The sequence below is a fragment of the Actinoplanes campanulatus genome (genome assembly GCF_014647795.1).
Classification (GTDB): domain Bacteria; phylum Actinomycetota; class Actinomycetes; order Mycobacteriales; family Micromonosporaceae; genus Actinoplanes; species Actinoplanes campanulatus.
On record NZ_BMPW01000045.1, the window covers coordinates 1 to 26,332 of the forward strand.

General features: G+C 73.1%; 26 protein-coding genes. 19 read left to right on the top strand and 7 right to left on the bottom strand.

What is annotated here, in order from left to right:
• Together IEZ13_RS44845 and IEZ13_RS44850 are read left to right on the top strand one after the other, a co-directional pair.
• Positions 1 to 1,504, top strand: a 1,504-nt coding sequence (locus IEZ13_RS44845; RefSeq protein WP_373293113.1) for a hypothetical protein, incomplete at its 5' end; no start/stop codon positions are given.
• Complete coding sequence (locus IEZ13_RS44850) at positions 1,501 to 2,517, top strand: HAD-IIA family hydrolase (protein WP_183221612.1); 1,017 nt, start codon at positions 1,501 to 1,503, stop codon at positions 2,515 to 2,517. The genes IEZ13_RS44845 and IEZ13_RS44850, both read left to right, overlap by 4 nt.
• Before the next feature lie 191 nt (positions 2,518 to 2,708).
• On the opposite strand, the gene IEZ13_RS44855 is transcribed toward IEZ13_RS44850, so the two are convergent.
• Complete coding sequence (locus tag IEZ13_RS44855; protein WP_183221614.1) at positions 2,709 to 2,888, bottom strand: hypothetical protein; 180 nt, start codon at positions 2,886 to 2,888, stop codon at positions 2,709 to 2,711.
• Between the two features lie 314 nt (positions 2,889 to 3,202).
• Positions 3,203 to 3,526: a sterol-binding protein gene (locus IEZ13_RS44860; protein WP_183221616.1), complete on the bottom strand. Its 324-nt coding sequence runs from the start codon at positions 3,524 to 3,526 to the stop codon at positions 3,203 to 3,205.
• Between the two features lie 110 nt (positions 3,527 to 3,636).
• Between IEZ13_RS44860 and IEZ13_RS44865 the strand changes: the two genes are divergently transcribed.
• From IEZ13_RS44865 to IEZ13_RS44925, 13 genes are all read left to right on the top strand, one after another.
• Positions 3,637 to 4,467, top strand: coding sequence for a phasin family protein (locus IEZ13_RS44865; RefSeq protein WP_183221618.1), 831 nt, complete (start codon positions 3,637 to 3,639; stop codon positions 4,465 to 4,467).
• Between the two features lie 82 nt (positions 4,468 to 4,549).
• The gene (locus tag IEZ13_RS44870) at positions 4,550 to 4,708 is read left to right on the top strand and encodes a hypothetical protein (protein ID WP_183221620.1); all 159 of its coding nucleotides are present in this window, start codon (positions 4,550 to 4,552) and stop codon (positions 4,706 to 4,708) included.
• 74 nt (positions 4,709 to 4,782) lie between these two features.
• On the top strand, positions 4,783 to 5,607 hold the full coding sequence (locus tag IEZ13_RS44875) for a TlyA family RNA methyltransferase (RefSeq protein ID WP_183221622.1): 825 nt from the start codon (positions 4,783 to 4,785) through the stop codon (positions 5,605 to 5,607).
• Complete coding sequence (locus IEZ13_RS44880) at positions 5,604 to 6,491, top strand: NAD kinase (RefSeq protein ID WP_183221624.1); 888 nt, start codon at positions 5,604 to 5,606, stop codon at positions 6,489 to 6,491. The genes IEZ13_RS44875 and IEZ13_RS44880 overlap by 4 nt, the downstream gene beginning before the upstream one ends.
• A 52-nt stretch (positions 6,492 to 6,543) precedes the next feature.
• Entirely contained in the window at positions 6,544 to 8,304 is a 1,761-nt protein-coding gene (gene recN, locus IEZ13_RS44885) for a DNA repair protein RecN (protein ID WP_183221626.1), read from the top strand.
• A 50-nt stretch (positions 8,305 to 8,354) separates the two neighbouring features.
• Positions 8,355 to 9,548, top strand: a complete 1,194-nt coding sequence (gene steA / locus IEZ13_RS44890) for a putative cytokinetic ring protein SteA (protein ID WP_183221996.1) — start codon at positions 8,355 to 8,357, stop codon at positions 9,546 to 9,548.
• A 7-nt stretch (positions 9,549 to 9,555) separates the two neighbouring features.
• Positions 9,556 to 10,491 carry a copper transporter gene (locus IEZ13_RS44895; protein ID WP_183221629.1) on the top strand — a complete coding sequence of 312 codons (936 nt, stop codon included), beginning with the start codon at positions 9,556 to 9,558 and terminating at the stop codon, positions 10,489 to 10,491.
• Between the two features lie 25 nt (positions 10,492 to 10,516).
• Positions 10,517 to 11,347 (top strand): hypothetical protein, encoded by an 831-nt coding sequence (locus IEZ13_RS44900; protein ID WP_183221631.1) that lies wholly within the window; start codon positions 10,517 to 10,519, stop codon positions 11,345 to 11,347.
• A 20-nt stretch (positions 11,348 to 11,367) separates the two neighbouring features.
• Positions 11,368 to 12,948, top strand: a complete 1,581-nt coding sequence (murJ, locus tag IEZ13_RS44905) for a murein biosynthesis integral membrane protein MurJ (RefSeq protein WP_183221633.1) — start codon at positions 11,368 to 11,370, stop codon at positions 12,946 to 12,948.
• 97 nt (positions 12,949 to 13,045) lie between these two features.
• Positions 13,046 to 14,158 carry a glycosyltransferase family 4 protein gene (locus IEZ13_RS44910; RefSeq protein WP_183221635.1) on the top strand — a complete coding sequence of 371 codons (1,113 nt, stop codon included), beginning with the start codon at positions 13,046 to 13,048 and terminating at the stop codon, positions 14,156 to 14,158.
• A gap of 62 nt (positions 14,159 to 14,220) precedes the next feature.
• Positions 14,221 to 16,386 carry a hypothetical protein gene (locus IEZ13_RS44915; protein WP_183221997.1) on the top strand — a complete coding sequence of 722 codons (2,166 nt, stop codon included), beginning with the start codon at positions 14,221 to 14,223 and terminating at the stop codon, positions 16,384 to 16,386.
• A gap of 207 nt (positions 16,387 to 16,593) precedes the next feature.
• Positions 16,594 to 18,273, top strand: a complete 1,680-nt coding sequence (locus IEZ13_RS44920) for a CTP synthase (RefSeq protein WP_183221637.1) — start codon at positions 16,594 to 16,596, stop codon at positions 18,271 to 18,273.
• Position 18,274: 1 nt separating this feature from the next.
• Complete coding sequence (locus tag IEZ13_RS44925; protein ID WP_183221639.1) at positions 18,275 to 18,850, top strand: NUDIX domain-containing protein; 576 nt, start codon at positions 18,275 to 18,277, stop codon at positions 18,848 to 18,850.
• Positions 18,851 to 18,865: 15 nt separating this feature from the next.
• Here IEZ13_RS44925 and IEZ13_RS44930 read toward each other — a convergent pair whose 3' ends face one another.
• Complete coding sequence (locus tag IEZ13_RS44930; RefSeq protein ID WP_372441964.1) at positions 18,866 to 20,053, bottom strand: macrolide family glycosyltransferase; 1,188 nt, start codon at positions 20,051 to 20,053, stop codon at positions 18,866 to 18,868.
• 81 nt (positions 20,054 to 20,134) lie between these two features.
• Here IEZ13_RS44930 and IEZ13_RS44935 point away from each other — a divergent pair, with 81 nt between their 5' ends.
• Positions 20,135 to 20,755, top strand: a complete 621-nt coding sequence (locus IEZ13_RS44935; RefSeq protein ID WP_183221643.1) for a TetR/AcrR family transcriptional regulator — start codon at positions 20,135 to 20,137, stop codon at positions 20,753 to 20,755.
• Here the strand turns inward: IEZ13_RS44935 and IEZ13_RS44940 are convergent.
• Complete coding sequence (locus tag IEZ13_RS44940; protein WP_229795786.1) at positions 20,665 to 22,017, bottom strand: alpha/beta hydrolase; 1,353 nt, start codon at positions 22,015 to 22,017, stop codon at positions 20,665 to 20,667. The genes IEZ13_RS44935 and IEZ13_RS44940 overlap by 91 nt on opposite strands.
• Before the next feature lie 116 nt (positions 22,018 to 22,133).
• Between IEZ13_RS44940 and IEZ13_RS44945 the strand changes: the two genes are divergently transcribed.
• Positions 22,134 to 23,381 carry an MFS transporter gene (locus tag IEZ13_RS44945; protein ID WP_183221647.1) on the top strand — a complete coding sequence of 416 codons (1,248 nt, stop codon included), beginning with the start codon at positions 22,134 to 22,136 and terminating at the stop codon, positions 23,379 to 23,381.
• Here IEZ13_RS44945 and IEZ13_RS44950 read toward each other — a convergent pair.
• Positions 23,378 to 23,983: a YdbC family protein gene (locus IEZ13_RS44950; protein WP_183221649.1), complete on the bottom strand. Its 606-nt coding sequence runs from the start codon at positions 23,981 to 23,983 to the stop codon at positions 23,378 to 23,380. The genes IEZ13_RS44945 and IEZ13_RS44950 overlap by 4 nt on opposite strands.
• Positions 23,980 to 24,129 (bottom strand): hypothetical protein, encoded by a 150-nt coding sequence (locus IEZ13_RS44955; protein ID WP_183221651.1) that lies wholly within the window; start codon positions 24,127 to 24,129, stop codon positions 23,980 to 23,982. Before IEZ13_RS44955 ends, IEZ13_RS44950 begins: the two co-directional genes overlap by 4 nt.
• Before the next feature lie 30 nt (positions 24,130 to 24,159).
• Here IEZ13_RS44955 and IEZ13_RS44960 point away from each other — a divergent pair, with 30 nt between their 5' ends.
• Positions 24,160 to 24,555 (top strand): VOC family protein, encoded by a 396-nt coding sequence (locus tag IEZ13_RS44960; RefSeq protein ID WP_183221653.1) that lies wholly within the window; start codon positions 24,160 to 24,162, stop codon positions 24,553 to 24,555.
• A gap of 83 nt (positions 24,556 to 24,638) precedes the next feature.
• Positions 24,639 to 25,034, top strand: coding sequence for a PPOX class F420-dependent oxidoreductase (locus IEZ13_RS44965; RefSeq protein ID WP_183221656.1), 396 nt, complete (start codon positions 24,639 to 24,641; stop codon positions 25,032 to 25,034).
• 20 nt (positions 25,035 to 25,054) lie between these two features.
• Here the strand turns inward: IEZ13_RS44965 and IEZ13_RS44970 are convergent, their stop codons facing one another.
• A complete protein-coding gene (locus IEZ13_RS44970; protein WP_183221658.1) occupies positions 25,055 to 26,254 on the bottom strand; it encodes a barstar family protein in 1,200 nt (399 codons plus the stop codon).
• Positions 26,255 to 26,332 lie beyond the last annotated feature (78 nt).

The following is a 26,332-nucleotide window of genomic DNA, read 5'->3' on the forward strand; positions in this document are numbered from 1 at the left end:
TTACCAGGGTGGGCGTCCGAGTGGCGACCGGCCCGGCTACCAGGGTGGTGGCGACCGCGGTGGGTTCCGTGGTGGCGACCGTGACCGTGGTGGTTACCAGGGTGGGCGTCCGAGTGGCGACCGGCCCGGCTACCAGGGTGGTGGCGACCGTGGCGGGGCCCGGGAGAGCTTCCAGGGCGGTTCGGGCGGATTCCGGGGCGACCGGGACCGCGGTGGCGACCGTGGCGGGTTCCGCGGTGGGGACCGGGACCGTGGTGGTTACCAGGGCGGGCGTCCGAGTGGCGACCGGCCGGGCTACCAGGGTGGCGGCGACCGCGGTGGGTTCCGTGGCGGCGACCGTGACCGTGGCGGCTACCAGGGCGGCGGCGACCGGGGTGGCTTCCGCCGGGACGACCGGGACCGCGATGGCTACCAGGCCGACGGTGGCCGGGGCACGGACGGCGAGACCGGTGGACAGCCGGCGTTCGTGGCGCCGGAGATCCCCGAGGACATCACCGCCAGCGACCTCGACCAGGAGGTCCGTGCGGAGCTGCTGAGCCTGGCCCGGGACATCGCCGAAAAGGTCGCGCGGCACCTGGTGGCGGCCGGCCAGATCATCGACGAGGACTCCGAGGTGGCGCTGCTGCACGCGATCGCGGCGCGGCGGCTGGCCTCGCGGATCGCGGTGGTGCGGGAGGCGGTCGGGCTCGCCGCGTACGCGGCGGGTGACTGGACGACCGCGATCGCCGAGCTGCGGACCTACCACCGGATGACCGGGCGGCAGACGCATCTGGCCGAGCTGGCCGACTGTGAGCGGGCGCTGGGCCGTCCCGAGCGGGCCATCGACCTGTTCCGCGGCGCGGACACGGCGAACCTGGAGAAGGCGGGCGCCATCGAGCTGCTCATCGTCGCGGCGGGTGCCCGGGGTGACCTGGGTCAGCACGACGCGGCCGTGGCGATGCTCCAGGTCAAGGAGCTGACCGGGGACGACGACGCCGAGTGGGCGGCGCGTCTGCGGTACGCCTACGCCGACGCCCTGCTGGCGGCGGGTCGTCGGGACGAGGCGCGGGAGTGGTTCGCCCGGGCCGCGACCATCGACGAGGAGCAGGTCACCGACGCGGCCGAGCGGCTGCTCGAGCTCGACGGCGTCACCATCGAGGGCGACGACGAGTTCGAGGACGAGGACGAGGACGGCGAGGACCGTGAGCGGGCCGCCGACACGTCGGACTCGGACCGTGCGGACGACGAGGACGACCTCGACGCTGACGACGAGTTCGACGACGAAGACGACCTCGACGACGAGGACGACGAGGACGAGGACGGCGAGGACCGTGAGCGGGCCGCCGTCGACGCGCCGGGCTCGGACCGTGCGGACGAGGACGACGAGGACGACCTCGACGAGGACGCGCCGGTGGCCGTTGCGGAGACGGACGTGAACACCGACGCGCTCCGGGACGAGCGGGACGAGAAGGCGCAGGCGGACGAGTACGTGGGAGAGGCCGGCGAGGACAAGCCGCAGGCATGAGGGATCACCTCGCCGGTGGCTACGACCTGGTCATCTTCGACCTGGACGGCGTCGTCTTCCTGATCGACAAGCCGATCCCGGGGGCCGCCGACGCGGTCGAGCGGCTGCGTGCCGGCTCGACGTCGATCGCGTACGCGACGAACAACGCGTCGCGGCGTGCCGCCGAGGTGGCGGCGCTGCTGACCGGCATGGGTGTGAGCGCGGAGCCGGCCGAGGTCCTCACCTCGGCCGGCGCCTCCGCGGCGCTGCTCGCCGACCGGCTGCCGGCCGGTGCGAAAGTGCTGGTTGTGGGTGCGGAGGCGCTTCGCGCCGAGGTCCGCGACGCGGGTCTCGAGCCGGTCGCCTCGGCCGAGGAGGAGCCGGTCGCGGTCCTTCAGGGGTACGGGCCCGAGGTCGGCTGGAGGATTCTGGCCGAGGCGGCGCTGGCGGTTCGGGCCGGCGCCGTCTGGTACGCCACCAACACCGACCGGACCCTGCCCAGCCCGCGTGGGCCGCTGCCGGGTAACGGCTCGCTGGTCGCGGTGCTGCGGACGGCGCTCGACCGGGATCCGGACGTGGTGGTCGGCAAGCCGCAGCCGGGCCTTTTCACGACGGCTGCGACGGTCGCCGGGGCACGGCGGCCGTTGTCGGTCGGCGATCGGCTGGACACCGACATCCAGGGCGCGGTCGGTGCGGGCATGGACAGTCTGCTGGTGCTGACCGGTGTCAGCGGTCCGGCGGATCTGCTGGCCGCACCGGAGGACCGTCGCCCGACCTACGTGGCGGCGGATCTGTCCGGGCTGTTCCGCGGGGCCGGGGACGCGCGGGTCCCGGCGCCCGGCGACACGGCCGGCGGCTGGCGGGTCACCCGGGACGGTGACCGTGTCACCCTGGACGGCTCCGGCGATCCGGTCGACGCCCTGCGCCTGCTGTGCGGCGTGACCTGGGACGGCGTGGCGCCGTCCGCGATCGAGCCGCTCTCTTCGGAGGCGGGCGAGGTGCTGGCGGCCTGGGGAGTTCGGACTCCCGGCTGACACGAGCCCGCCGGGCTCGGTGGGCGAGGTGTCGTGGGTTTGGTCGTGGGTCTCCCGTTAGGGAGGCCCACGATGTGCTTCTGGGGTGAGGTGGACCACCCGGTCAAGCCCGGATGCGGGCGCTGCGGCCTTGCGTGGCAGTCGGTCGCTGTCGGCAGGATCGGGTGCGCGTAGCCGTACAAGAAATGTGTTCATGAATGTTTGCGGGCCAAGCCGGCCAGCAGGCGGGAAGCGTTGTAGGCGGCGTCGTCGGGAGGGACGCCGGCCGTGGCCGCGCGGGCTTCCGGCACCGGTGTGTCGCTGTGGGGCAGGGGCGCATCCGGGTCGATGTGCAGGAAGCCGTCGACGATGGCGACCATCGGGCCGGTCATCCAGTCGAATGAAGGTACAGCCAGTTGCTCGGCGGTCTCGTGGAGATCGGGGCGCGCAGACCTGGATCGGGCACGTCGCATGATCGCTCCCAGTTCGGGGGCCGGCCGGTCGCCGGCCGTTCAATTCCCTCGTCTCCATCGTGGCACCGTCCGTGGCGGAATCCGAACGCGTTCGGTCATTTGCCCCGAAGGGTCAAGCGGCCCGTCCCGTGGTGGAGCGGGTCAATCAGGTGATCACCGCGACCGCCGAGTGTTGACCCGTTGAACCGCCGGGCGGTCGATCCCGTATCCCTGGGCCCGGCCGGCGGACGTGGTTAGAGGAGTTTGCGGAGCTTGAGCAGGTCGAACGGGTTCGCCCGGATGGACGAGATCACGCGCGTGAGCTCCAGCCTGCCGTTGACCAGGTCGATCAGGTCGTCGCTCGTGATCACCAGGGCGATCTTCGCCTTCGGGTCGTCGCCGTCGGTGATGTCGATCAGCCGCCCGGCGGTGATCCGGCCGTGGAACGCCGCGCCGAGATCGGTGAGCCGGCAGGCCAGGGTGCGGTCGAGATCCAGCTTCCCCTGGGCCTCGGCGTTCGCGGCGAGCCGGGCGGCGAGGTCGTTCAGTGCCTGCCGGCACTCCTCCACGGTGGCCATCAGCATCCTTTCCGGTGACACCAGCCTCACGACACCAGCACGGTACCCCAGTAGTTTTCCCGGAAGTGCCCGGTAGCGTGGCACCCGACGTGGCGAGAGGGAGGCGGGACATGCCGGACGCATGGCGGGCATATCTGGACCTGGCACTCGGTTTGACGGAGGCTCCCCGGAAGAGGGCGCAACAGGTCGCCGGGGAGTTGCTCAACCGGGGCGGGGCCACCGCGGTGCAGGTTCAGGGCCTGGTGGAGGACCTGCTGACGGCGGGTATCGCCAACCGGGAGGCGCTGACCAGCATCGTGCGGTACGAGGTGGACCGGGCGCTCGGGCGGGTGGGCCTGGCCACCGCCGAGGAGGTTTCCGAGCTCACCTCGCGGGTGCACGACCTGGAGCGGCAGCTCCGTGAGGCGCAGGCCCGGGTCGGCGCGGCCGAGTCGGTGGGCGGGACCCGGCTGGACAAGCCGGCGCCCACGCCTGCTCCCGCTCCTGCTCCGGTGAAGAAGGCGGTCGCGAAGAAGGCGGTCAAGGCCAAGCCGAACGCGATGCCGGCGGCAGCGACGGCGCCGGCGCCGGCCGCGGTGCCGGGGAACGCCGCGACGCCGGGCGAGGTCGCGCCGGTCAAGGCCGCGCCGGGCGAGGTCGCGCCGGTCGAGGCCGCGCCGGTCAAGCGGGCGCCACGGAAGACCGCGGCGAAGGCCGTGCCGAGTCAGGCCGCCGATGAGAAGGCTCCGGTGAAGAAGGCCGCGGCCAAGCGGGCGCCGGCCAGGAAGGCCGCACCGGCCGAGGCGCCGCCCGCGCCGCGTAAGCGCGCGCCGGCCAGGAGGACCGCGGCGGCCGAGGTGCCGCCGGCACCGCGTAAGCGCGCGCCGCGGAAGGCTCAGGTGCCGACCCAGTCGACCCCGGCGGCGGAGAACGCCGGCCGGACGGCGAGCCCGGAGGCGTGAGGCTGTGACATATCCCAGTTCCGCGCAGCCCGGTCCGCGCCCGGGACTGCCGCCGGGTGGTTCCTTCGCCGGTGGGACGGACGTGTCCCGAGATGGCGGGGAGGACACCGGGCATCCGGCGGTCGACGCGGTGCTCCGCTCGCTGGCCAACGCGGCACGGCTGGCGCCGGCCGAGCAGATCGCCGAGTACGAGGCCGCCCACCAGGTGCTTCAGGAGACTCTGGCCGGCATCGACCGCTGAGGCCGGGGCACGACCGGCGGCGAGTAGGTTGTGCAGGCCGTAACGAACCACCCGTACCTCGAAAAGGGATTTTGATGGCCCGCCGTGCGCGTCTCGACGCCGAGCTCGTCCGTCGTAAGCTCGCCCGCTCCCGGGAGCAGGCCGCCACGCTCGTCGCGGCCGGCCGCGTGCTGGTGCGCGGCACCACCGCGGGCAAGGTCGCCGCGATGGTCGACCCCGCCGATCCGATCGTGGTGACCGGCGAGGACCCGAAGGACGAGTACGTGTCGCGGGGCGGCCACAAACTCGCCGGGGCGCTGGCGGCGTTCGGTCCGCAGGGGCTGACCGTGGCCGGCCGGCGCTGCCTGGACGCGGGCGCCTCGACCGGCGGGTTCACCGACGTGCTGCTGCGCGCCGGGGCCCGGCAGGTGGTGGCGGTCGACGTCGGGTACGGGCAGTTGGCCTGGCCGATCCGTACCGACGAGCGGGTGGTGGTGCAGGAGCGTACGAACGTGCGGTCGATCACCCCCGAGTCGATCGGCGGCCCGGTGGATCTGACCGTGGCGGATCTGTCGTTCATCTCGTTGCGGCTGGTGCTGCCGGCGCTGGCCGGGTGCACCGGGCCGGACGGCGATCTGGCGCTGATGGTGAAGCCGCAGTTCGAGGTGGGTAAGGAACGTGTCGGCTCGGGTGGGGTGGTGCGTGACTGGCGGCTGCGCGCCGAGGCGGTGCTGGACGTGGCGGCGGCCGCGGCCGGGCTGGGCCTCGGGGTGGCGGCCGTGACGGCCAGCCCGCTGCCGGGGCCGAGCGGCAATGTGGAGTTCTTCGTGTGGTTCCGGCGGGACGCCCCGCCCGCTGACCCAGCTCGGATCGAGGCCGTCGTCGAAGCCGGCCCGGTTGCCTTCGTGGAGGAGAAATGACGCGCTCGGCCCTGCTGGTGACGCACACCGGGCGCAGGCAGAGTACCCAGCACGCCCGGGCGGTGGCGCTGGACCTGATCGCGGCCGGGTTCGAGGTGCGGGTGATCGCCGAGGAGGTCGCCGATCTGGAGCTGCCGGAGGGTGTGCAGCCGGTCGACGGCCCGGACGCGGCCGAGGGCGTGGAGATCGTGATGGCGCTCGGCGGGGACGGCACGTTCCTGCGGGCGGCCGAGCTGGCCCGCCCGTCGAAGACGCCGCTGCTCGGCATCAACCTGGGCAAGGTCGGCTTCCTGGCGGAGGCCGAGATCGACCACATCGACCAGGCGGTCGCCGACGTGGTGGCCGGGGACTACACGGTGGACGAGCGGCTCACCCTGGACGTCCGGGCGGAGTACGACGGCCGGCTGATCGCCGAGTCGTGGGCGCTCAACGAGGTGACCGTGGAGAAGGGGCAGCGGGCGCAGATGCTCGAGCTGCTCGTGGACGTCGACGGGCGGCCCCTGTCCCGGTACGGCTGTGACGGTGTGGTGTGTGCCACTCCGACCGGGTCGACGGCGTACGCGTTCTCCGCCGGCGGGCCGGTGGTGTGGCCCGAGGTGGAGGCGCTGCTGCTGGTGCCGATCAGCGCGCACGCCCTGTTCAGTCGCCCGATCGTGACGGCGCCCACGTCGACGTTCGTGGTGACGGTGGACCCGTACACGTCGTTCGCGGTGCTGTGCTGTGACGGGCGCCGCACCTGGGACCTGCCGCCGGGATCGACGGTGACGGTGGAGCGCGGGCGGCTGCCGGTCCGTCTGGTCCGTCTCGCGCCGCGCCCGTTCACCGACACGCTGGTGGCGAAGTTCGGCCTTCCGGTGGTCGGCTGGCGGGGCAATCGACGCTGATCAGAAACCCCCGCGGTGGGCTTTTGTCGGTGGCTCCCGATACTGTTCGCCTGTGCTGGAGGAACTGCGCATCACCGGGCTCGGCGTCATCGACGACACGACGCTGCGCCTCTCGTCGGGAATGAACGTGATCACTGGTGAGACCGGCGCCGGTAAGACCATGGTGGTGACCGGTCTCGGACTGCTGTTCGGTGGCCGGGCCGACGCCGGCCGGGTCCGGGCCGATCCGGGGCGGGCCGTGGTCGAGGGCCGGCTCAAGCTCGGCGGGACCCTCGGCGACGCCGTGCGGACCCGGATCACCGACGCCGGTGGCGAGGCCGACGACGACGGCTCGGTCCTGTTGAGCCGCACGGTGACGGCGGAGGGCCGGTCCCGGGCGCACGTTGGCGGCCGGAGCATGCCGGTGTCGACGCTGAGCGAGCTGGGCGAGCAGATCCTGGCCGTGCACGGCCAGTCCGACCAGTTGCGCCTGCTGCGCCCGTCGGAGCAGCGGTCCGCACTGGACCGGTTCGCCGGCCCGGAGCACGAGAAGCTGCTGGAGTCCTATCGGGAGGCGTTCGGCCGCTGGCGCTCGGTGGTCGAGGACCTGGCCGACCGGCGGCGCAACGCCCGGCAGCGCTCGCAGGAGGCGGACCTTCTCAAGCTGGGCCTCGACGAGATCACCCGGGTCGATCCGCAGCCCGGTGAGGACGACGATCTGCGTAACGAGGTGCAGCGGCTGGAGCATGCCGAGGGGCTGCGGGTCGCGGCGACCCTGGCGGGGCAGGCGCTGGCCGGTGGGGTGGAGGTGGCCGACGACACGCCCGACGCCACCCAGCTGCTCGGGCTGGCCCGGCGCACGCTGGAGGGGCAGGCGCAGGTCGACCCGTCGCTCGCCGATCTGGCGGCGCGGATCGAGGAGGCGGCCACCCTGGTCGGTGACGTGTCGTCCGAGCTGTCCGCCTATCTCGGGACGCTGGATGCCGACCCGGCCCGGTTGGAGGCGATCTACGAGCGGCGGGCCGCGCTGCGGGGGCTGACCCGGAAGTATGCGGACGACATCGACGGCGTCATCGCCTGGGCGGAGCACGCGAAGACCAAGCTGAGCGAGCTGGACACCTCCGACGAGCTGCTGGAGGAGCTGGACCGGGAGCGCCAGCGGCTGGAGGCGTCGGTGGCCGAGCTGGCCGGGCGGCTGACCGCGGCCCGGCGGGAGGCGGCCGGCCGGTTCTCCGAGGCGGTCAGCGTCGAGCTGGCCGGGCTGGCGATGCCGCACGCCCGGGTCGAGGTGGCGGTGCTCACCCGGGCGCCGTCGCGTGACGAGCCGGCCGTGACGGTCGACGGCGCGACGGTGGCCGCCGGGGCGGACGGCGCCGACGAGGTGGAGCTGCGGCTGCTGGCCCATCCGGGCGCACCCGCGCTGCCGCTGCAGAAGGGCGCCTCCGGTGGTGAGCTGTCCCGGGTGATGCTGGCCATCGAGGTGGTGTTCGCCGGGGCGGGTGGTCCGCCCACCCTGGTGTTCGACGAGGTGGACTCGGGTGTCGGCGGCACGGCCGCGGTCGAGATCGGCAAGCGGTTGGCGCGTCTCGCGCGTACCCATCAGGTGTTGGTCGTGACGCACCTGCCGCAGGTCGCGGCATTCGCCGATCGTCATCTCGTGGTTGCGAAGGACACCGGTGGGGCGATCACCACGAGTGGTGTTCGGATCGTGGAAGAGACCGAACGGGCTAGGGAATTGTCCAGGATGCTGGCTGGTCTGCCCGATTCGGACCTGGGTATCGCCCATGCGGAGGAGTTGCTCTCCGTGGCGGCTCGGGAGAAACGCGCCGCATAAAGGTGAGCTGGAGCATGTCGCTGGGGAAGTGGGTGCGACGGCATGTCAGGATGGCCGGGATGCGACTTCCCATTCCCACCCTCCGCCGGACCAGGGGCGCCGAGCCCGGTCCGGTCTCCGGCGTGGCCCGGCTGGACCGGCGGACCAAGCGCCTGACCGGCCGTCTGCGGCCCGGTGAGATCGCCGTGATCGATCACGTCGACCTGGACCGGGTCGCGGCCGACTCGCTCGTCGCCTCCGGGGTGATGGCGGTGCTCAACGCCAAGCCGTCGATCTCCGGCCGGTATCCGAATCTCGGCCCCGAGGTGCTGATCCAGGGCGGCGTGATCCTCGTCGACGACCTGGGTGAGGACGTGTTCGCCGGCCTGCGTGAGGGCCGGGTCGTCAGCATCGAGGGCGGCACCGTGCTGCTCGACGGTGAGCCGGTCGCCTCCGGTGTCCGGCAGGACGCGGAGACCGTGGCCAAGTCGATGGCCGAGGCCCGCGAGGGTCTGTCGGTGCAGCTCGAGGCGTTCGCCGCGAACACCATGGACTACCTCAAGCAGGAGCGGGACCTGCTGCTCGACGGCGTCGGCGTGCCGGACGTGCAGACCCGCATCGGCGGCCGGCATGTGCTGATCGTGGTCCGTGGCTACGACTACAAGGAGGACCTGGAGGTTCTCCGGCCGTACATCCGGGAGTACAAGCCGGTCCTGATCGGGGTCGACGGCGGCGCGGACGCGCTGGTGGAGAACGGCTACACCCCCGACATGATCATCGGGGACATGGACTCGGTCACCGACGACGTGCTGCGGTGCGGCGCCGAGGTGGTCGTCCACGCGTACCCGGACGGGCGCGCCCCGGGCCTGCAGCGGGTGCAGAATCTGGGTGTCGACGGGCTGACCTTCCCGGCCGCCGCCACCAGCGAGGACCTGGCGATGCTGCTCGCCGACGAGAAGGGGGCGTCCCTGATCGTGGCCGTCGGCACGCACGCGAACCTGGTCGAGTTCCTGGACAAGGGCCGCGGCGGCATGGCCTCCACCTTCCTCACCCGGCTCAAGGTCGGCGGCAAGCTGGTCGACGCCAAGGGCGTGAGCCGGCTCTACCGGCAGAGCGTCTCCGGGTCGGCGGTGCTGCTGCTGGTGCTGTCCGCGATCGCCGCGATGGCCTCGGCCGTGGCGGTCTCCACCGTGGGGAAGGCGTATCTCACCGTCGTGTCCGAGTGGTGGGACAATTTCGTCTTCCAGCTGGGCAATCTTTTCTGAGGGCGTCGTGATCAACTTCCGGTACCACGTGGTGTCGCTCACCGCGGTGTTCCTTGCGCTGGCGATCGGCCTGGTGGTCGGCACCGCGGCGCTCAACGGCCCGGTCTCCGAGAACCTGCGGGACAACCTGGCCCAGCTCAACAAGGACAACAACGTCCGTCGTGAGCAGGTCAACAAGCTCAACGAAGAGGTCAACCGCAACCAGGACTTCGCCAAGCAGATCGCGCCCATGCTGCTGGGCGGCGAACTGACCGGCCGCAAGGTCGCGGTGGTGGCGATGCCCGGCGCGGACGAGCCGGCCGACGGCGTCGCCGAGATGCTGGGCGTGGCCGGCGCCACGCTCACCGCCCGGCTCCAGATCGAGGACAAGTTCCTCGACTCGAACTTCGCCACCGAGCTGCTCCAACTGGCCGACCAGTCGTCGCAGCCGAGCATCTCAGCGGCCGGGTTGCCGCAGAACAGCGACGGTGTCGAGACCGCCGGCGCCCTGCTCGCGCTCGCCCTCCAGCAGGGCAGCGGCCCGGGCCAGCCCACCCCCGGCGACGTGACCGCGGTGCTGGCCGCCTTCGCCCAGCCCGGCTACCTCACCGCCGAGGACGGCGCGACCGGCGGCGCCGAGACGATCGTGCTCGTCGCCGGGGCGCCGGCCACCGACAAGGAAGCTGACAAGAAGAGCAAGGCCGCGGTCACGGTGGCCTCCCAGTTCCACCGGAACCGGCCGCTCGTGGTCGCCGGGGACAGCGCCGGCGAGGGAAACCTGGTCTCCGCCATCCGCAGCGACCCGACCCTCGTGCAGGACATCTCCACCGTGGACAACGTGATCACCGTGCAGGGGCAGGTCGCCACCGCGCTGGTCACGGCCGAGCGGCTGGTGCAGAACAAGGTCGGCCAGTACGGCCTGGGCGCGGGCGCCACGTCCATCGTGCCGTCGGCCGCGCCCTAGCCGCGCCCGTCTAGACTCTGCGGCCATGGCCTACCTCCGCTCCTTCGGCATCGGCGCCTCGGTCGCGCGGGCCGCACTCGACTGGGTGCGCAACGACCCGAAAGCGGGCGGGCTGCGCCGGACCAACTTCCACGGGCGGACCGTGACGCTCGCCGGTGGCCCGGCCCTCGCGGTCGGCGCCACGGTCGGCGCGGCCTCCGGCGCCCGGACCGGGCGGCTCGCCGCGGCGGCGGTCGCGGCCGGGGCGGTCAGCGGGGCGGTCGGCTTCTACGACGACATCGTCGGCAACCGGCCGGAGCAGAAGGCGGCGAAGGGCTTCGCCGGGCACCTCGGCGCGCTGCGGGAGGGGCGGGTCACCAGTGGGCTCGTCAAGATCGCGGGGGTGGGCGCGGCCGGGCTCGCCGCGTCCGCGCTGATCGGCAGCGGCCGGTCGACACGGGCCGGGCGCGGCTTCGACGTGCTGCTCGGCGCCGGGGTGATCGCCGGGGCGGCCAATCTGCTCAACCTGCTGGACCTGCGGCCCGGCCGGGCGATCAAGGCCGGGCTGATCGCCGGGGCGCCGCTCGCGGTCGGGCGCAACGCGTCGATGACCGCCGGCACCCTCGGCGCGGGGGCGGCGCTGCTGCCCGCCGACCTGGGCGAGGAGATCATGCTCGGTGACGCCGGGGCGAATGCGCTGGGCGCGCTGCTCGGGGTGGCGCTGGTCGCCCGCAGCGGGACGGCCGGGCGGGTCGCCGCGCTGGCCGCGCTGGCGGGGCTGACCGCGGCCAGCGAGAAGGTCAGCTTCACCAAGGTCATCCAGGACACGCCGTGGCTGCGGGCCATCGACGAGCTCGGCCGCCGGCCACCGGCGTGACCAAGCCCGCCTCACCTGCTGTGGCTTCTTCACCCCTTCGGGGTACGGGCGCCAGGCTCGCCGGCGCGGCCGCGCTGATCTCGGTGCTCACGATCCTGGCGCGGCTCGCCGGGTTCGGGCGGACCGCGGTGTTCTTCTACACCGTCGGCGACGACAGCCTGGCCGACGTCTACCTCGCCACCAACCTGGTGCCGAACATCGTCTTCGAACTCGCGGCGGGCGGGGCGCTGGCCAGCCTCGTGGTGCCGCTGCTCGCCGGAGCGGTCGCCGCCGGGGATCGCCGACGGGTCGACCGGGTCGTGTCGGCGCTGCTCACGTGGGTGATCGTGCTCACCGTACCCCTGGCGGTCCTGGTTTTTCTGATCTCCGGGCCGATCACCGGGCTCTTCGACATCGCGCCGGAGCATCACGAGACCGCCGCCCAAATGTTGCGGGTCTTCGCGCCGCAGCTGCCGCTCTACGGCATCGGGATCGTGCTGACCGGGGTGTTGCAGGCGCATCACCGGTTCGCCTGGCCGGTGATCGCGCCGCTGCTGTCCAGCGTGGTGGTGATGACCGCCTATCTCACCTATGCCGGGATCGACGGCGCCGGCTCCGACTTCGCCGGGCTGAGCCGGGCCGGGGAGCTCACCCTGTCGGTGGGCACCACCCTCGGGGTGGTGGCGCTCAGTCTCTGCCTGCTGATCCCGGTGTCGCGGCTGCGGCTGCGGTTGCGGCCGTCGTTGCGGTTCCCGGGTGGCGAGGGCCGTCAGGCGGTCCGGCTCGGCTGGGCCGGCGCGGTCACGGTCGGGGCGCAGCAGGTGGTGGCCGCGCTGATCGTGGTGTTCGCGGCCCGGCAGATGGCGCCCTACAGCGGCGCGCAGACGCTGTTCCTGCTGCCGTGGGCGGTGCTCGCGGTGCCGCTCGCCACCGCGGTCTATCCGCGGCTGTCGGCGGCGGCATCCGAGGGCGACGAGACGGGGTACGCGGCCTCGCTCTCCACGACCGCGCGTTCGGTGGTGCTGCTCGCCGGGCTCGGCACGGCCGCGCTGGCCGGGCTGGCGATCCCGATGACGCGGCTCATGGAGGTGCCGGACGCGGTGCCCGGTGTGGTCGGCTTCGCGCCCGGGCTGCTCGGCTACGCCCTGTTCGCGCTACTCTCCCGGGCCCTGTACGCCCGTGGCGCGACCGTGGCGGCCGCGGTCGCCTCGGCGGTGGGCTGGCTCACCGCCGGCACCGCCGTGATCGTCGCCACAGCGGTCGCCGACGGCCCGCGGGAGGTGTACGGTCTCGGGCTGGCCAACGCCATCGGCATGTCGGTCACCGGGTTGTTGCTGGTCCTGGCGGTGCGGCGGCACGCCGGGCGGGCCGCGCTCGCCGGCCTGGGCCGGGCCGCTGTGGCCGCGGTCGTGGCGGCCGCCGTGGCCGGGCTCGCCGGGTGGGGCGTGGTGCGGGCGCTGGAGGCGACGGTGTGGCCCACCCCAGGCGTGTTCGGCAGCATTGTTGCGGGCATGCTGGGCGGGGTGGCGGTCGCGAGCGTCTTCGCCGCGCTGGCCTTCGTGCTGGACCGGCGGGACATCGGCCCGCTGGTAACCGCACTTGGGCGGCGCCTGCGCCGATAGGCGACGTGTCCGCGCAGCCCACCGCCGACGTCGCGTGTGCCGTGGGAGGACCAGCGACCGTGCCTGCGGTCGCCGGAGGAGAGGGGTAGTCGAGGTCGTGAGCAGCGACGAGGAGTGGCGCGGCTCGGTCGTGCTGGTGGTCGCGTCGAGTACCGGCGGGATCGGTCAGCACGTCGCCTCACTCGCCCGTGGGCTGGTCGCCGGAGGGTGCCGGGTGCTGGTGTGCGGGCCGGCCGCGGTGGATCAGCACTTCGGGTTCACGGCCGGCGGCATCGAGTTCGCGGTCGTGGAGATCCCGGCCGACCCCGGACCGCAGGACTCCGGCGCGATCCGGCAGCTGCGGCGGGCGATCGCCGGGCGGGACGCCGAGGTGATCCACGCGCACGGGCTGCGGGCGGCCTTCGTGGCCTCGGTCGCGCGCACCGGCGTACCCCTCGTGGTGACCTGGCACAACGCCGTGCTCGCGCGTGGTCTCAAAGGCCAGGCCGGCGCCCTGCTGGAGCGGATCGTGGCGCGTAACGCCGTGCTGACGCTGGGCGCGTCGGAGGATCTGGTGGAGCGGGCCGTCGCGCTCGGCGCGCGCAACGCCCGGCTCGGCCCGGTCGCGACGCCGCAGCTCGCGCCGCCGAAGCGGACCCGGACGGCGGTGCGCGCCGAGTTCCGGCTGCGGGGCGAGACGCCGTTCATCCTGTCGGTCGGCCGCCTGCACCCGCAGAAGCACTACGACCTGCTGGTCGACGCCGCCGCCCGGTGGCGGGAGCTGGCGCATCCGCCGGTGGTGGCGATCGCCGGGTCCGGGCCCAGCTACATGCCGCTGGCGCAGCGGGCGTCCCGGCTGCACGCCTCGGTCCACCTGCTCGGGCACCGCACCGACGTGCCCGACCTGCTGGCCGGCGCGGACCTCGCGGTGATCACCAGTGACTGGGAGGCACGGCAGCTGTTCGCGCAGGAGGTGCTGCACGCCGGGGTGCCGCTGGTCACCACGGCGGTCGGCGGGCTGCCCGGCCTGGTCGGCGACGCGGCGGTGCAGATTCCGCCGGGCGACCTGGACGCGCTCGACGAGGCGGTCCGGCGGCTGCTGGCCGACCCCGGGCTGCGCGCCGACTACGCGGCCCGCGGCCCGCGGCGGGCGGCCACCTGGCCGGGCGAGGCGGACGTGGTCGCCGACGTGCGCTCGGCCTACGCGGACGTCGCGGCGGTCCGGCGGTGACCGGACCACGCAGGCTCGACCGGTTGCGGCGGGTCCGCCCACCGGGCACCCCGCGCGGGCCGATGGCCGCCGCCTGGGTGCCGTTCGTGCTGATCGCCATGGTGGTCGCGGCGACCGTCGCCGGGCTGTCGGTTCGGCCGGCCGAACCGCAGCGGCACGGCGACGCCGACTACGTGATCGTGGCGGGCGCCGCCGGGCTGCGCTGGGAGGACCTGGACCCGCAGCGCACCCCGGCACTGTGGCAGGAGGCGACCGAGGGTTCGGTGGGCTGGCTGTCGGTCCGCTCCGGGCACGAGGTGACCTGCCCGTCGGACGGCTGGCTGACCCTGGGCGCGGGCAACTACGCGGCCTGGGACACGCGGGCGGTGCCCGGCCGGTGCCCGGCGGCCGAACCCCGGCTCACCCAGCCGGACGGGATCGGCGCCAACCTCACCGACCAGCCGAACGTGGTCCGCACCAACCAGAACAAGCTGCCGTACGGGACCACGCCGGGTGCCCTGGCCGAGTCGGTGCGCTGCTCGGTGGCAGTCGGGCCGGGCGCCGCCATCGCCGCGGCCCGCCCGTTCGGCCGCGTCGACCGGTACGTGCCCGAGCTGCCCGAGGACCCGGCGAAACTGCTCGGCGACTGCGTGCTGAACTTCGTCGACCTCGGCACGATCACCGGGGAGGGCGCCGAGCGGGAGGCCGCCGTGGCGGCCGCCGACCGGACCCTGGCCCGGGTCCTGGCGGCCCGCCCGCCGCGCTCGCTGATGCTGATCGCCGGGCTGGCCGACACCGCGACCACCTCGCGCCTGCACGTGGCGATCGCCGAGGGCCCCGGCTGGGAGGGCGGCTGGCTCACCTCGGCCGGCACCGGCCGTGAGGGCTACCTGCAACTGGTCGACCTGGCCCCGACCGTGCTGTCGGCGCTGGGCCGGCCGGCCCCGGAGAAGCTGTTCGCCGGGTACGCGGCGACCGTCCTGCCGGGCCGCCCCGGAGACCCGGGCGAGGCGATGCAGGGCGACCGGGACGCCGACCGGCGGGCCATCGCCCAGCGCGGCGTCGCTGAGATCTTCTTCACCGTGCTGGCGATCGTGCAGCTGCTGCTGTTCGCCGCGGTGATCCCGGTGCTGATCCGGGCCCGGCGGCACGCCGGGCCGCTCGGGCCGCCGCTGCCGCCGCGCCGCCTCGTCGTGCTGGCCGAGCTGGCGCTGATCGCGGCCGGGCTGGCCATCCCGGCGGCGCTGCTGGCCGACGTGGTGCCGTGGTGGGGCAGCGAGCACCCGGCGTGGATGTTCGGGTCGGCGACGGCCGTGCTGATGGCCGGCGGGACGCTGCTGATCCGGCTGGCGCCCCGGTACGAGCGGACCCTGTGGCCGATGGCCGCGGTGGCCGCGGTCAGCGTGCTGGTGGTGGCGGTGGACCTGATCACCGGGTCGCGGTTGCAGCTCAACGGGGTGGCCGGATACTCGGCGATCCACGGGATCCGGTACGCCGGGCTGGGCAGTGTCGGCCTGGGCGTGTTCGTGGCCGGCCTGCTGCTGCTGGCCGGGTCGCTGGCGCAGTGGGTGAGCCGGCGGTGGCGTCCGCTGGTCGTGGTCACCTTCGGCGGGCTGGGCGTGGTCATGGTGGGCAGCCCGTACCTGGGCGCCGACCCGGTCGGCGCGATCGCGGTGACGGCCGGGGTGTGCGTGGCCGCGGCGATCAGCACCGGCGGCTGGCTGACCTTCCCCCGGTTCGCCTGGGCGGCGATGACCGGGGTCGCGGTGACCATCACGTTCGCGGTGCTGGACCTGAGCCGGGCGCCGTTGGAACAGGGCACGCTCGGCCGGTTCCTGACCGCGCTCGGCGACGGCACAGCCGGCCCGGCCATGCAGCGGGCCGCCGCGGCCAACGGGCTGGCGCTGCTGGACAGCCCGCTGAGCCTGCTGGCCCTGTTCGGGGCGGCGATGCTGGTGTTCTGCCAGTTCTCGCCGTGGGGCGGGCTGAACCGGGTCTACGGCCTGCATCCGGCGGTCCGGGCCGGGGTGGCCGGGACCGTGGTGGCCACCCTGATCGCCGGGGTGCTGGGCGGCACGGCGCTGGGCGTGGCCGGTGCGGCGGCCGCCGCCGCGGTGCCGGTGGCGGTTCTCACGGCGCTGCGGGTGTTGCTGCACGCCGCCGACCGGACCCCGCCGCCGGGTGAGACCGACGGTCCGGGCGGGCCGTTGCTCCGCAAATCGGACGATGATTCGGTTCGGGTGCCGTAACGGCGGCCGGCCCACGACGGGGAGGCGCATCCTAGCCGCCTCCCCGGTGGGCGCCGCACCCGGCAGGGCGTGAACAGGCCTCATCGACACGCACGCCGACCAGCCCGAACATGGCGGCCCCGGCAAACAGTGTTACGGTGAACTCCCGTGGATGGGGCCCGGCCCCGGCCGCAAGAACCGGAACATCGGCGACCACGGGAGCGGGCGTTGGCCTCTACAGTGCGCGACACGCGGCACATCTTCGTCACCGGGGGCGTCGCCTCCTCGCTGGGCAAGGGCCTCACCGCCTCCAGCCTCGGCAATCTGCTCACCGCCCGCGGTCTCCGCGTCGTGATGCAGAAACTGGATCCGTACCTCAACGTCGACCCTGGGACGATGAACCCGTTCCAGCACGGTGAGGTGTTCGTCACCGAGGACGGCGCGGAGACCGACCTCGACGTCGGCCACTACGAGCGCTTCCTCGACCGGGACCTCTCCGGCAAGGCGAACGTGACCACCGGCCAGGTGTACTCGGCGGTCATCGCCCGGGAGCGGCGCGGCGAGTACCTGGGCGACACCGTGCAGGTCATCCCGCACATCACGAACGAGATCAAGAGCCGGATCTTCGCGATGGCCGACCCGGACGAGGACGGCAACGTTCCGGACGTGGTGATCACCGAGGTCGGCGGCACGGTCGGCGACATGGAGTCGCTGCCGTTCCTGGAGGCGATCCGCCAGGTCCGGCACGAGGTCGGCCGGGACCACGTCTTCTACCTGCACGTGTCGCTGGTGCCGTACCTGGCCCCGTCCGGCGAGCTGAAGACCAAGCCGACGCAGCACTCGGTGGCGGCGCTGCGCAACATCGGCATCCAGCCGGACGCGCTGATCTGCCGCAGCGACCGGGAGATCCCGGAGAAGATGAAGCACAAGCTGGCGCTCTACTGCGACGTGGACGCCGAAGCGGTCATCGCCTGCCCGGACGCGCCGAGCATCTACGACATCCCGAAGGTGCTGCACGACGAGGGGCTGGACGCGTACGTCGTACGCCGTCTGGGTCTGTCTTTCCGGGACGTCAACTGGAAGACCTGGAACGACCTGCTGGTGCGGGTCCACCACCCGAAGCGGACCATCACCGTCGCGCTGGTCGGCAAGTACGTGGACCTGCCGGACGCGTACCTGTCGGTGAGCGAGGCGATCCGGGCGGCCGGCTTCGGCAACAGCGTCAAGATCTCGATCCGCTGGGTGCCGAGCGACGACTGCCAGACGCCGGCCGGCGCGGCCGCCGCTCTGAAGGGCGTCGACGGCATCGTCATTCCGGGCGGGTTCGGCGTCCGCGGCATCGAGGGCAAGGTCAACACCTCCCGGTACGCGCGTGAGAACCGGATCCCGATCCTCGGCCTGTGCCTGGGTCTGCAGTGCATGACCATCGACGCGGCCCGCAACCTGGCCGGGCTCGCCGGCGCCAACTCGGTCGAGTTCGACGAGGAGGCGCAGTACCCGGTCATCTCGACGATGGCCGACCAGCAGGACATCGTGGCCGGCAAGGGCGACATGGGCGGCACCATGCGGCTGGGCGCCTACCCGGCGAGGCTCAAGGACGGCTCCATCGTGGCCGAGGTGTACGGCGCGACGGAGATCTCCGAGCGGCACCGGCACCGCTACGAGGTGAACAACGACTTCCGGGACAAGCTCTCGCAGTCCGGGCTGGTCTTCTCCGGCACGTCGCCGGACGGCCGGCTGGTCGAGTTCATCGAGCTGGACCGGGAGGTGCACCCGTACTTCGTGGCGACCCAGGCGCACCCGGAGCTGAAGAGCCGCCCGACCCGGCCGCACCCGCTGTTCGACGGCCTGATCAAGGCGGCGATCGTCTACGCCTCCGCCGACGAGCTGCCCGTCGAGGCCTCCTGACATGGCCTTCATCCACGAGACGGTGTCCCGCGCCGAGCGGTACCACGGAGCGATCTTCTCGGTCTACACCGACCAGGTGACCATGTCCGACGGCGGCACCGCGGCCCGCGACGTGGTGGAGAACCGGGGCGCCGTCGTCGTGGTGGCCCTCGACGAGCAGGACCGGGTGGTGCTGATCCGTCAGTACCGGCATCCGGTCGGCCGGCACCTGTGGGAGCTGCCGGCCGGGCTGCGTGACGTGGTCGGCGAGGACGAGGCGCTCACCGCCGGCCGCGAACTGGCCGAGGAGGCCGACCTGGCGGCCGGGCGGATCGAGCCGCTGATCGACCTGCACACCTCGCCCGGGTTCGCCGACGAGTTCGTCCGGGTCTTCCTGGCCCGCGACCTGTCGCCGGTGCCCGAGGCGGACCGGCACGTGCGGACCGCCGAGGAGGCCGACCTCCAGGTGCGCCGCGTCGACCTGGACGAGTGCGTCGCCATGGTCTTCCGCGGTGAGATCACCAACGCCGCGGCGGTCTGCGGTCTGCTGGCCGCCGCCCGGGCCCGCGACTCCGGCTGGACCCTGCTCGGATCCTGAGTCCCACCGTGGCGCTCATCGGGGCAGTTCCGCCTCGATGAGCGCCACGGCGTGTCCGGCGCCGCTGGAGGCGTGCAGCTCCCGGCTGATTCGGGTGCTCGTCTCGCGTACCCCGGGATCGTCGATCAGGGTGCGGAACGCGGAGCGCAACTGATCCGCTGTGATCTCGGCGGTGTCGATGCGCTGGGCGACGCCCAGCTCGACCAGGCGGTCGGCGTTGCCGAACTGGTCGGCGGCCTGCGGTGCGACAAGCATCGGGGTGCCGCAGGAGAGGCCCTCGACGCTGCCGCCCATGCCGCCGTGGGTGAGGAACGCGTCCGCCTGGCGCAGGATCTCCAGTTGCGGCACCCACGGGTGGACCTCGATGTTGGCGGGTACGTCGCCGAGTTCGGACTCCTCGACCTTCGAGCCGATCTGGAGTACGACGTGCCAGCCGGGCAGGTCGCCGAAGGCTCGGATGCAGCGGCGGTAGAACTCCGGGTGTTCGGTGAAGGCCGATCCCAGGGAGATGAGCAGCACCTTCCCGGCGCCCGCGGGACGGGTCCAGGCGCCCTGGCCGGCGCGGTCGCCGAGGACCGGCCCGGCGAACGAGTAGACCTTGTCGTCGACGCGGTCGGCGTTCGGTTGCATGTGCCGGGGGATGAGCACCAGCGCGCGGTCGGGGCGGCCCTGGAAGGCGGCGCTGTCGGTGATCGAGGAGCCGTTGTCGCGTAGCCACTGTTCGAAGCGGCGGTAGTAGTCGGCGCCGCGCGGGTCGGCGCGCATCTGGTCGACGTAGGGCGCCATCTCCTGTTCGTAGCCGTCCCAGGCCACGTAGGTGGGGGAGATCTGCATGGCGGGGATGCCCCACTGTTCGGCGAGCAGCCGGACCGGTGCGGCCGCGATGTCGTAGAGGAACAGGTCGGGGCGGTCGTTCTCGTACGCCTTGCGCAACTGCGGGAGCATCGCGATCGCGTCGTCGAGGAAGAGCGTGAGCTGGTCGATCATGTCGCCGTCGGCGCCGTTGTCCGCGGCCGGCAGCGTCGACGTGTACGGCTTGAACTCGGCCCCGGTGGCGGTCACGGCGTCGGCCCAGCTCACGTCGTTTGCGTAGGTGACGCGGTGGCCGCGGGTGACGAGTTCCCGGATCACCTCGGCGCTCGGGTTGACGTGTCCGGGCGCGGGGATGCTGACCATGGCGATGTGCGGCATGACGTCCTCCATCTTTACTAGACGAGACGTAGCGTCTCGTCTCTGGCCCAGGATGTCAAGACGAGACGTAGCGTCTCGTTATAGAATTTCGTCATGCCCAATGCCGCCCGCCGCAGCGAACGTTCCCGCCAGGCGATCCTGGAATCCGCGCTGGCCCTGCTGCACGAGTCGGGATACGCCGACCTGACCATCGAGGCGATCGCCGCCCGCGCCGGCGTCGGCAAGCAGACCATCTACCGCTGGTGGTCCGGCCGGGGCGCGGTGGTCCTGGACGCCCTCGTCGAGCAGGCCGGCGCGTCCGAGCCGCCGCCGCTGCCGGACACCGGCGACCTGGAGGCGGATCTGCGGCCGGTCATCCGGGCGATCGTCGCCGAGCTGGCCGACCCGCGGCTGTCGGCCACCACCCGGGCGCTCACCGTCGAGGCGCTGACCAGCGAGACCTTCGCCGAACAGGTCCGCGACCGGCTGCTGCGACCACAGCTCGGCACGATCGTGGCGCGCCTGCGGTCCGCCCGCGAGGCCGGCGACCTGCGGGCGGACGCCGACCTCGATCAGGCGGTCGAGCTGCTCATCGGGCCGATGTACCACCGGTGGATGCTGCGGACCGGCCCGCTCACCGAGGCCTACGCGGACGGGCTGCTCGACCTGGCGCTGGCCGCGCTCGGGGCGGGGCAGGTCGCGCCCGGCGGCGGGACGGCCAGGTCGATCAGGTAGCGGTCGACGACCGCCTCGGTGCACGGGGTGTCCCGGTAGACGCCGTGGCCGGCGCCCTCGTAGGTGACCAGCCGGCCGTGCCGGCCCAGTTCGGCGGCGATCCGGGTGGCCCAGTTCAGGCCGGTCCGCGGGTCGTGGCGGGCGTTGAGCAGCAGCAGCGGGATGTCGGTGCGGACCCGCAGCCGGTGCGGCGGGTTGGTGACCGGTTTCGGCCAGCCCAGACACGTGGAGATGGCCGCGACGCCGGCGCCGTAGCGGACGTCCGGGCCGGCGTGGGCCGCCTCCCGCAGCAGCGACGCGTACTCACGGTAGTCGCGGACCGGGGCCGGGAAGTCGGCGCAGAACGCACCGGCGGCGATCGGCGGCAGCGTGATCGGCGGGCCCTGGCCGGCGGCGTACCGGCGGATCAGGGCGGCCAGCCGGGGCCGGTCCGGACCGTTCAGGGTCATCAGCGGCAGCACGCTGCGCTCGAGATCGCCCAGCTTCGCCCACTCGCCGCGGATGTCCCCGCCACACTGCCCGGTGGCGTCGCACCAGGCCAGGAACTCCTCGAACGCGTCCTGGAGGGAGGCCGCCTGGGTGCGGACGAAACCGCGCAGGTCCAGCCCGTGGTCGAAGACGCCCTCCAGGACGACGGCGCGGACCCGGTGCGGGTGGCGCTCGGCGTACTGCTGGCCCAGCAGGGTGCCGTAGGAACTGCCGTGGAAGGTCAGGCTCGACTCGCCGAGGGCGCGGCGCAAGGCCTCGATGTCACGCACGGTGTCCAGCGTGGAGGCGTGGTCGAAGACCGGGCTCGACGCCCGGCAGCGCGTCCAGAGGGCGCGGTTCCACGTCACGGTGGTGTCGAAATCGGCCTGGTCGCGGAGCACGATCGGCGGGCGCGGGAGATCCGGGTCCGGCTCGCAGACGGGCGCGGCGCTTCCTTCGACGGTACGCGGATCGAAGCTCACCACATCGAAGCGGTCCAGGATCTCCGGGCTGAACCGGGTGCCGTCGAGCACCTTGCCGACCCCGGAGTCGCCGGGGCCGCCCGGTCCGAAGACCAGGGTGCCGATCCGTTTCGCCGGGTCGGGAGCCGGTCGCCGGGCCACCGCCAGTGCGAAGGTCTCGCCGTCCGACCGGGACCAGTCGACCGGCAGCCGCAGGTCGGCGCACTGCACCGCGGCGTTGTCCGGGCACTCGCCCCAGTCGAGGACCGGGCGATCAGAACCGGTGACCGGAGTCAGGGTCAGTGCGAGCGCTACGGCTCCATGGAGCAACATCAATCCATCCTCGATGGACATCGGATGCCGGCCATATCCGGAAGCGCCCTGATCGCCCCCCTAGGGGAGCCACCCCTCTTCTTCCGGGGCGGCGGGCAATGATCTTATAGGCGTTGATGAATGCGCTGTGGGGAAGAATCGGGAAGATCCTGCCGCCGCCGGGGCTGCCGCGTGCGATCGCGTTCCAGTCGGCGCTCTACGCGGTCGGCAACGGCACCTTCCTCACCGGAAGCGTGGTCTTCTTCAGCCTGTACGTCGGCCTCGAACCGGTCCAGATCGGCATCGGCCTGTCCGTGGCCGGGTTCGTCGGGCTGGCCGGATCGTTCCCGTTCGGGCACCTCGCCGACCGGATCGGCGGCCGGCGTGCCTGGGTGGCCGGGGCGATCGCCGAGGCCGCGGCGTTCGCGGCCTACCCGCTGGCCGACGGCTTCGCGCTGTTCCTGCTGGTGATCTGCACGCAGACGGCGGCCGAGACGCTGGCGAACGCGGGCCGGGTCGTCTACACCGCGGCCGTCGTGCCCAAGGAGAACCGGGTACGCGTCATGGCATTCGCCCGGGCGTACCTGAACGTGGGGTTCACCGTCGGCTCCGGCATCGGCGCCCTCGCGCTGGCCCTGGACTCCCGGCCCGGCTTGCTGATCCTGGTGCTGACCGCGGCTGCCGGCACCGCCCTCAACGCCGTCTTCGTGGCCCGGATGCCGCACGCCGCGACACCGCCGCCCGCCGAGGGGGAGCGGCCCAGCCCGTGGGGTGTGCTGCGGGACCGCCCGTTCACCGGCCTGGCCGCGCTGTTCGGGGTGCTCTGGCTGCACAGCACCGTCTGGGCGGAGATCCTGCCACTGTGGGCGATCACCATGACCGACGCGCCGAAACCGGTCCTCGGGGCGCTCTTCGCCCTGAACACGGCGATGGCGGTGCTGCTCCAGGTGCGGGCCGCGCGGGGCGCCGACACGCTGACCGGGGCCACCCGGCTGCTGCGGTGGTCGGCGGTGGCGGCCGCGGCGGCCTGCCCGATCGTGGCGCTCAGCGGGTGGACCGGAGGCTGGGTGACGGTCGCCGTGCTGGCGGTGGCGGTGGTTCTGTTCACCGGCACCGAACTGTGGCTGTCGTCGGCGCAGTGGTACCTGAACACCGAGCTGCCGCCGGCCGGGCAGCGCGGCGCCTACGTGGGGATGAGCCGGTCGATGGGCGGGCTAGCCAAGATGGTCGGGCCGGCCGGGTTCACCGTCCTGGCCATCGAGACCGGCGGCTGGGGCTGGTGGGTGATCGGCGGGGTCTTCGCGCTGTGCGGGGCGCTCTGCCTGCCGGTGGTGCGCTGGGTCGAACGGACACCCCGCAACGTCGCGGCCGTGACGACCGTCTAGACGGTCCACTCCGGAACCGTGTCGATCAGGTCGCCGTCGATCGCGGCCAGGTGGCCGGCGGCGCCGGAGCGGCGGTACAGGCCGGGGAAACGGTCCCGGCGGTAGAGGTCGTGGTCGGCGGCGGACGCCCAGCCGGAGAGCACCAGGAACTCGATCTGGCCGGGGCGGCCGGGCGCGTCGGCGGTGCCGAACGAGCAGCCGCGGAAACCGGGGGCGGCGGCCATGCCGGGGGTCCAGACGGTCTGCTGTGCGCGTACGAAATCGTGGTCGAGACCGGGATGGACGCGACAGTGGGCGAGCCGCACCAGCCCGGCCGCCGACAGGCCGGTCTCGATCGCCTCGAAGAGGCGCACCTCGATCGACCGGTAGGTCCCGGCCTGGGCGGCGGCGAGCCGGTCGTGCGGCCCGGCCATGAACGCCCGATAGGCCGCGTGGTCGTGCCACAGGCCGAAGACGTGCGCGTAGCCGGGCGTGTTGCGGCTCCAGCCGCCGGACTGGCCCAGGAAGCCGGGCCGCGCGCGCAGCTCGCCCCAGCCGGACTGGCCGGTGTGGAAGCCGTCCGTGTCGGTGACCGCGCAGGTCACCCACTTGATCAGCGTCATCGGCCGGCCTGCCGGATCGCCTCGACCAGCTGCTCCGGCGGCGGCATGGCAGCGATCTCGGCGCCCGCGGCCACCCTCGACATCAGCCGGGGGACCAGCGGGAACGCGTGTCCGGTCGGCGGCGCGGAGACGAAGAGGACACGCATCGATCCATCGTAGGCGGGTACCTCCCGGTCATGACATTTCCGAAGCTCAAAGCGTTCGTGCTGGACACGCCCGACGCCCGCCGTCTGGCCGAGTTCTACCGGGAGCTGCTCGGCCTGGAATATCGCGAGGGAGACGAGCCGCCGGCGGTCAAGGACTGGTTGCAGTTGCGCGCGCCGGACGGGTCGTACCGGCTCGCCTTTCAGGAGACCAAGGGGGTGCGCCCGACCACGTGGCCGGACGGCGAGGTGCCGCAGCAGATGCATCTGGACATCGAGGTCGGTTCGGTCGAGGAGCTCGACCGCCAGCACGGGCGGGTGCTCAGCCTCGGCGGCACGTTGCGCTCGGATCAGGCCGGCGATCCGGAGGAACCCCTTCGGGTGTACGTGGATCCGGCCGGCCACACGTTCTGCGTCTTCGTCGGGTGAGCGACCCGCCCGTGAAAGACTTCGCTGGGACCGTCGGCCGGCCCTCTTGACCTCAACCTTTGTTGAGGTCGCAGGGTGGGTCCATGGGATTCACCGCTGAGGAGCTCGCGTATCTCGCCGGACAGCGGCTCGGCCGGCTGGCCACCGTCCAGCCGGACGGGACGTTGCAGGTCAGCCCGGTCGGCTTCACCTACAACCCGGAGACCGCGACGATCGACATCCGGGGCTGGAAGATGGCCGCCAGCCGCAAGTACCGGAACGTGGCCGAGAACGGCCGGGTCGCGTTCGTGGTCGACGACGTGCCGTCGGTGAACCCGTGGCGGGTCCGCTGCCTGGAGATCCGCGGCCGGGGCGAGGCGGTCGACGGGCCGGAGCCGATCATCCGGATCCACCCGCGGCGGATCATCTCGTTCGGCCTCGACCAGCCGGACCAGGACGCGCACACGCTCACCGCGAACAAGCGCGACGTCAGCGCCTGAGGTGGCGTGGGCGGAATCGGTCAGCGCAGGTCGACGTCGACGTTCGAGTCGGCCAGGTAGCCGACCAGGTCGTCCATCGTCACGGCCGGCGTCCACCAGCGGCGGTCGTAGCCGGGGACCAGGTGTGCGCGGGCCACCTCGGAGTCGTGCCAGACCAGCCGGAAGCCGGGCCCCGCGCCCCAGCCGCCGCCCGCGCAGTCGTGCAGGGCGCCCAGGTTCCAGCCGAAGTAGCCGCCGGGGCCGTTGATCGCCTCGCCGATCGCGCAGAAGAAGCCCTCGACGTCGGTGATGTGGCGTCCGGCCAGGTGGTAGGTGGCCCCGGACGGGCGGTCCGGGCGGCCGTGCGCGTGGTGGGCCAGCGCCACACCGGCCCACTCGTGGCGCATGTCGGCGTCGTACTCGGCCCACTCGCCGACCACGTCCGGGCGGCCGGCCCGCCAGCGGTGCCACACCGAGCGGGCGCCGGTCGGGCGGGGGGCGCCGATGGCGTCGCCGTACGTGGGTTCCAGGGTGACGTCGACCAGGCCGGCGCCGAGCCGGGACGGGCGGACCGCGGCGACCTCCGCGCCGATCGCGGCGCCGACCATGCCGACCGCCGTGCCGTCCCGGTCCACGCTGAAGATCGACGCCTGGATCCAGCGCCGCCGCCGGGCGCCGCCGCGGGCCAGCGCGTCCAGGGCCCGTTGCAGCGGCGGCTCGGGCCGGCAGCCGATCAGGGTGGCGCCCCGGGCCGGCGGCGCCGGCCGGTTGCGGAACACCCCGTCCACCTCCCGGCAGGAGCCGAAGTCCTCCTCGCCGTGGCTGGTCACGCCGACCAGGAGGTACCCGTCGGCCTCCGGCGCACGGTCGGCACGGGCCAGCTCCTCGATCCGCAGCCGGCCCTCCAGCGTCACGTCCAACAGGCGGGAGCCGAGCAGCGAGGGGCGGGCGCCCAGCACGGTGATGTCGAGCAGCTCCTCGGCGCAGTGCCAGCAGTGCGCCGGGTGCTTGGAATGCGGCGGGTGGATGGCGTCCAGGCCGATGTTGCCCAGCCAGTCGGAGCCGAAGCCGTCGCACGCGTCGCGCAGCCGCCCGGCCGGCTCGCAGCCGAGCAGGCTGTACCGCTCGACCGGCGGTTGCGGTGCATCGACGAACAGACCGTCGATGTCGGAGCAGGCGGCGATGACGAGTTCACCGTCGTCGCTGTTCTGGTCCACCAGAAGCCAGGGAAAGCCGCTCATCGGGTGGAACCGTACAGCCCGGACCGCCGACCGGGGGATACCGGTGCACGAATCCGGAAAGATCCGCAGGTCAGGCGT

Bases quoted from the DNA above. Each gene is read 5' to 3' on its own strand.
- IEZ13_RS44850 (WP_183221612.1), top strand. From the start codon at position 1,501: ATGAGGGATCACCTCGCCGGTGGCTACGACCTGGTCATCTTCGACCTG.
- IEZ13_RS44855 (WP_183221614.1), bottom strand. From the start codon at position 2,888: ATGACCGGCCCGATGGTCGCCATCGTCGACGGCTTCCTGCACATCGAC.
- IEZ13_RS44860 (WP_183221616.1), bottom strand. From the start codon at position 3,526: ATGGCCACCGTGGAGGAGTGCCGGCAGGCACTGAACGACCTCGCCGCC.
- IEZ13_RS44865 (WP_183221618.1), top strand. From the start codon at position 3,637: ATGCCGGACGCATGGCGGGCATATCTGGACCTGGCACTCGGTTTGACG.
- IEZ13_RS44875 (WP_183221622.1), top strand. From the start codon at position 4,783: ATGGCCCGCCGTGCGCGTCTCGACGCCGAGCTCGTCCGTCGTAAGCTC.
- IEZ13_RS44880 (WP_183221624.1), top strand. From the start codon at position 5,604: ATGACGCGCTCGGCCCTGCTGGTGACGCACACCGGGCGCAGGCAGAGT.
- steA (WP_183221996.1), top strand. From the start codon at position 8,355: ATGGCCGGGATGCGACTTCCCATTCCCACCCTCCGCCGGACCAGGGGC.
- IEZ13_RS44900 (WP_183221631.1), top strand. From the start codon at position 10,517: ATGGCCTACCTCCGCTCCTTCGGCATCGGCGCCTCGGTCGCGCGGGCC.
- IEZ13_RS44915 (WP_183221997.1), top strand. From the start codon at position 14,221: ATGGCCGCCGCCTGGGTGCCGTTCGTGCTGATCGCCATGGTGGTCGCG.
- IEZ13_RS44925 (WP_183221639.1), top strand. From the start codon at position 18,275: ATGGCCTTCATCCACGAGACGGTGTCCCGCGCCGAGCGGTACCACGGA.
- IEZ13_RS44930 (WP_372441964.1), bottom strand. From the start codon at position 20,053: ATGGAGGACGTCATGCCGCACATCGCCATGGTCAGCATCCCCGCGCCC.
- IEZ13_RS44935 (WP_183221643.1), top strand. From the start codon at position 20,135: ATGCCCAATGCCGCCCGCCGCAGCGAACGTTCCCGCCAGGCGATCCTG.
- IEZ13_RS44940 (WP_229795786.1), bottom strand. From the start codon at position 22,017: ATGTTGCTCCATGGAGCCGTAGCGCTCGCACTGACCCTGACTCCGGTC.
- IEZ13_RS44945 (WP_183221647.1), top strand. From the start codon at position 22,134: ATGAATGCGCTGTGGGGAAGAATCGGGAAGATCCTGCCGCCGCCGGGG.
- IEZ13_RS44950 (WP_183221649.1), bottom strand. From the start codon at position 23,983: ATGACGCTGATCAAGTGGGTGACCTGCGCGGTCACCGACACGGACGGC.
- IEZ13_RS44955 (WP_183221651.1), bottom strand. From the start codon at position 24,129: ATGCGTGTCCTCTTCGTCTCCGCGCCGCCGACCGGACACGCGTTCCCG.
- IEZ13_RS44960 (WP_183221653.1), top strand. From the start codon at position 24,160: ATGACATTTCCGAAGCTCAAAGCGTTCGTGCTGGACACGCCCGACGCC.
- IEZ13_RS44965 (WP_183221656.1), top strand. From the start codon at position 24,639: ATGGGATTCACCGCTGAGGAGCTCGCGTATCTCGCCGGACAGCGGCTC.
- IEZ13_RS44970 (WP_183221658.1), bottom strand. From the start codon at position 26,254: ATGAGCGGCTTTCCCTGGCTTCTGGTGGACCAGAACAGCGACGACGGT.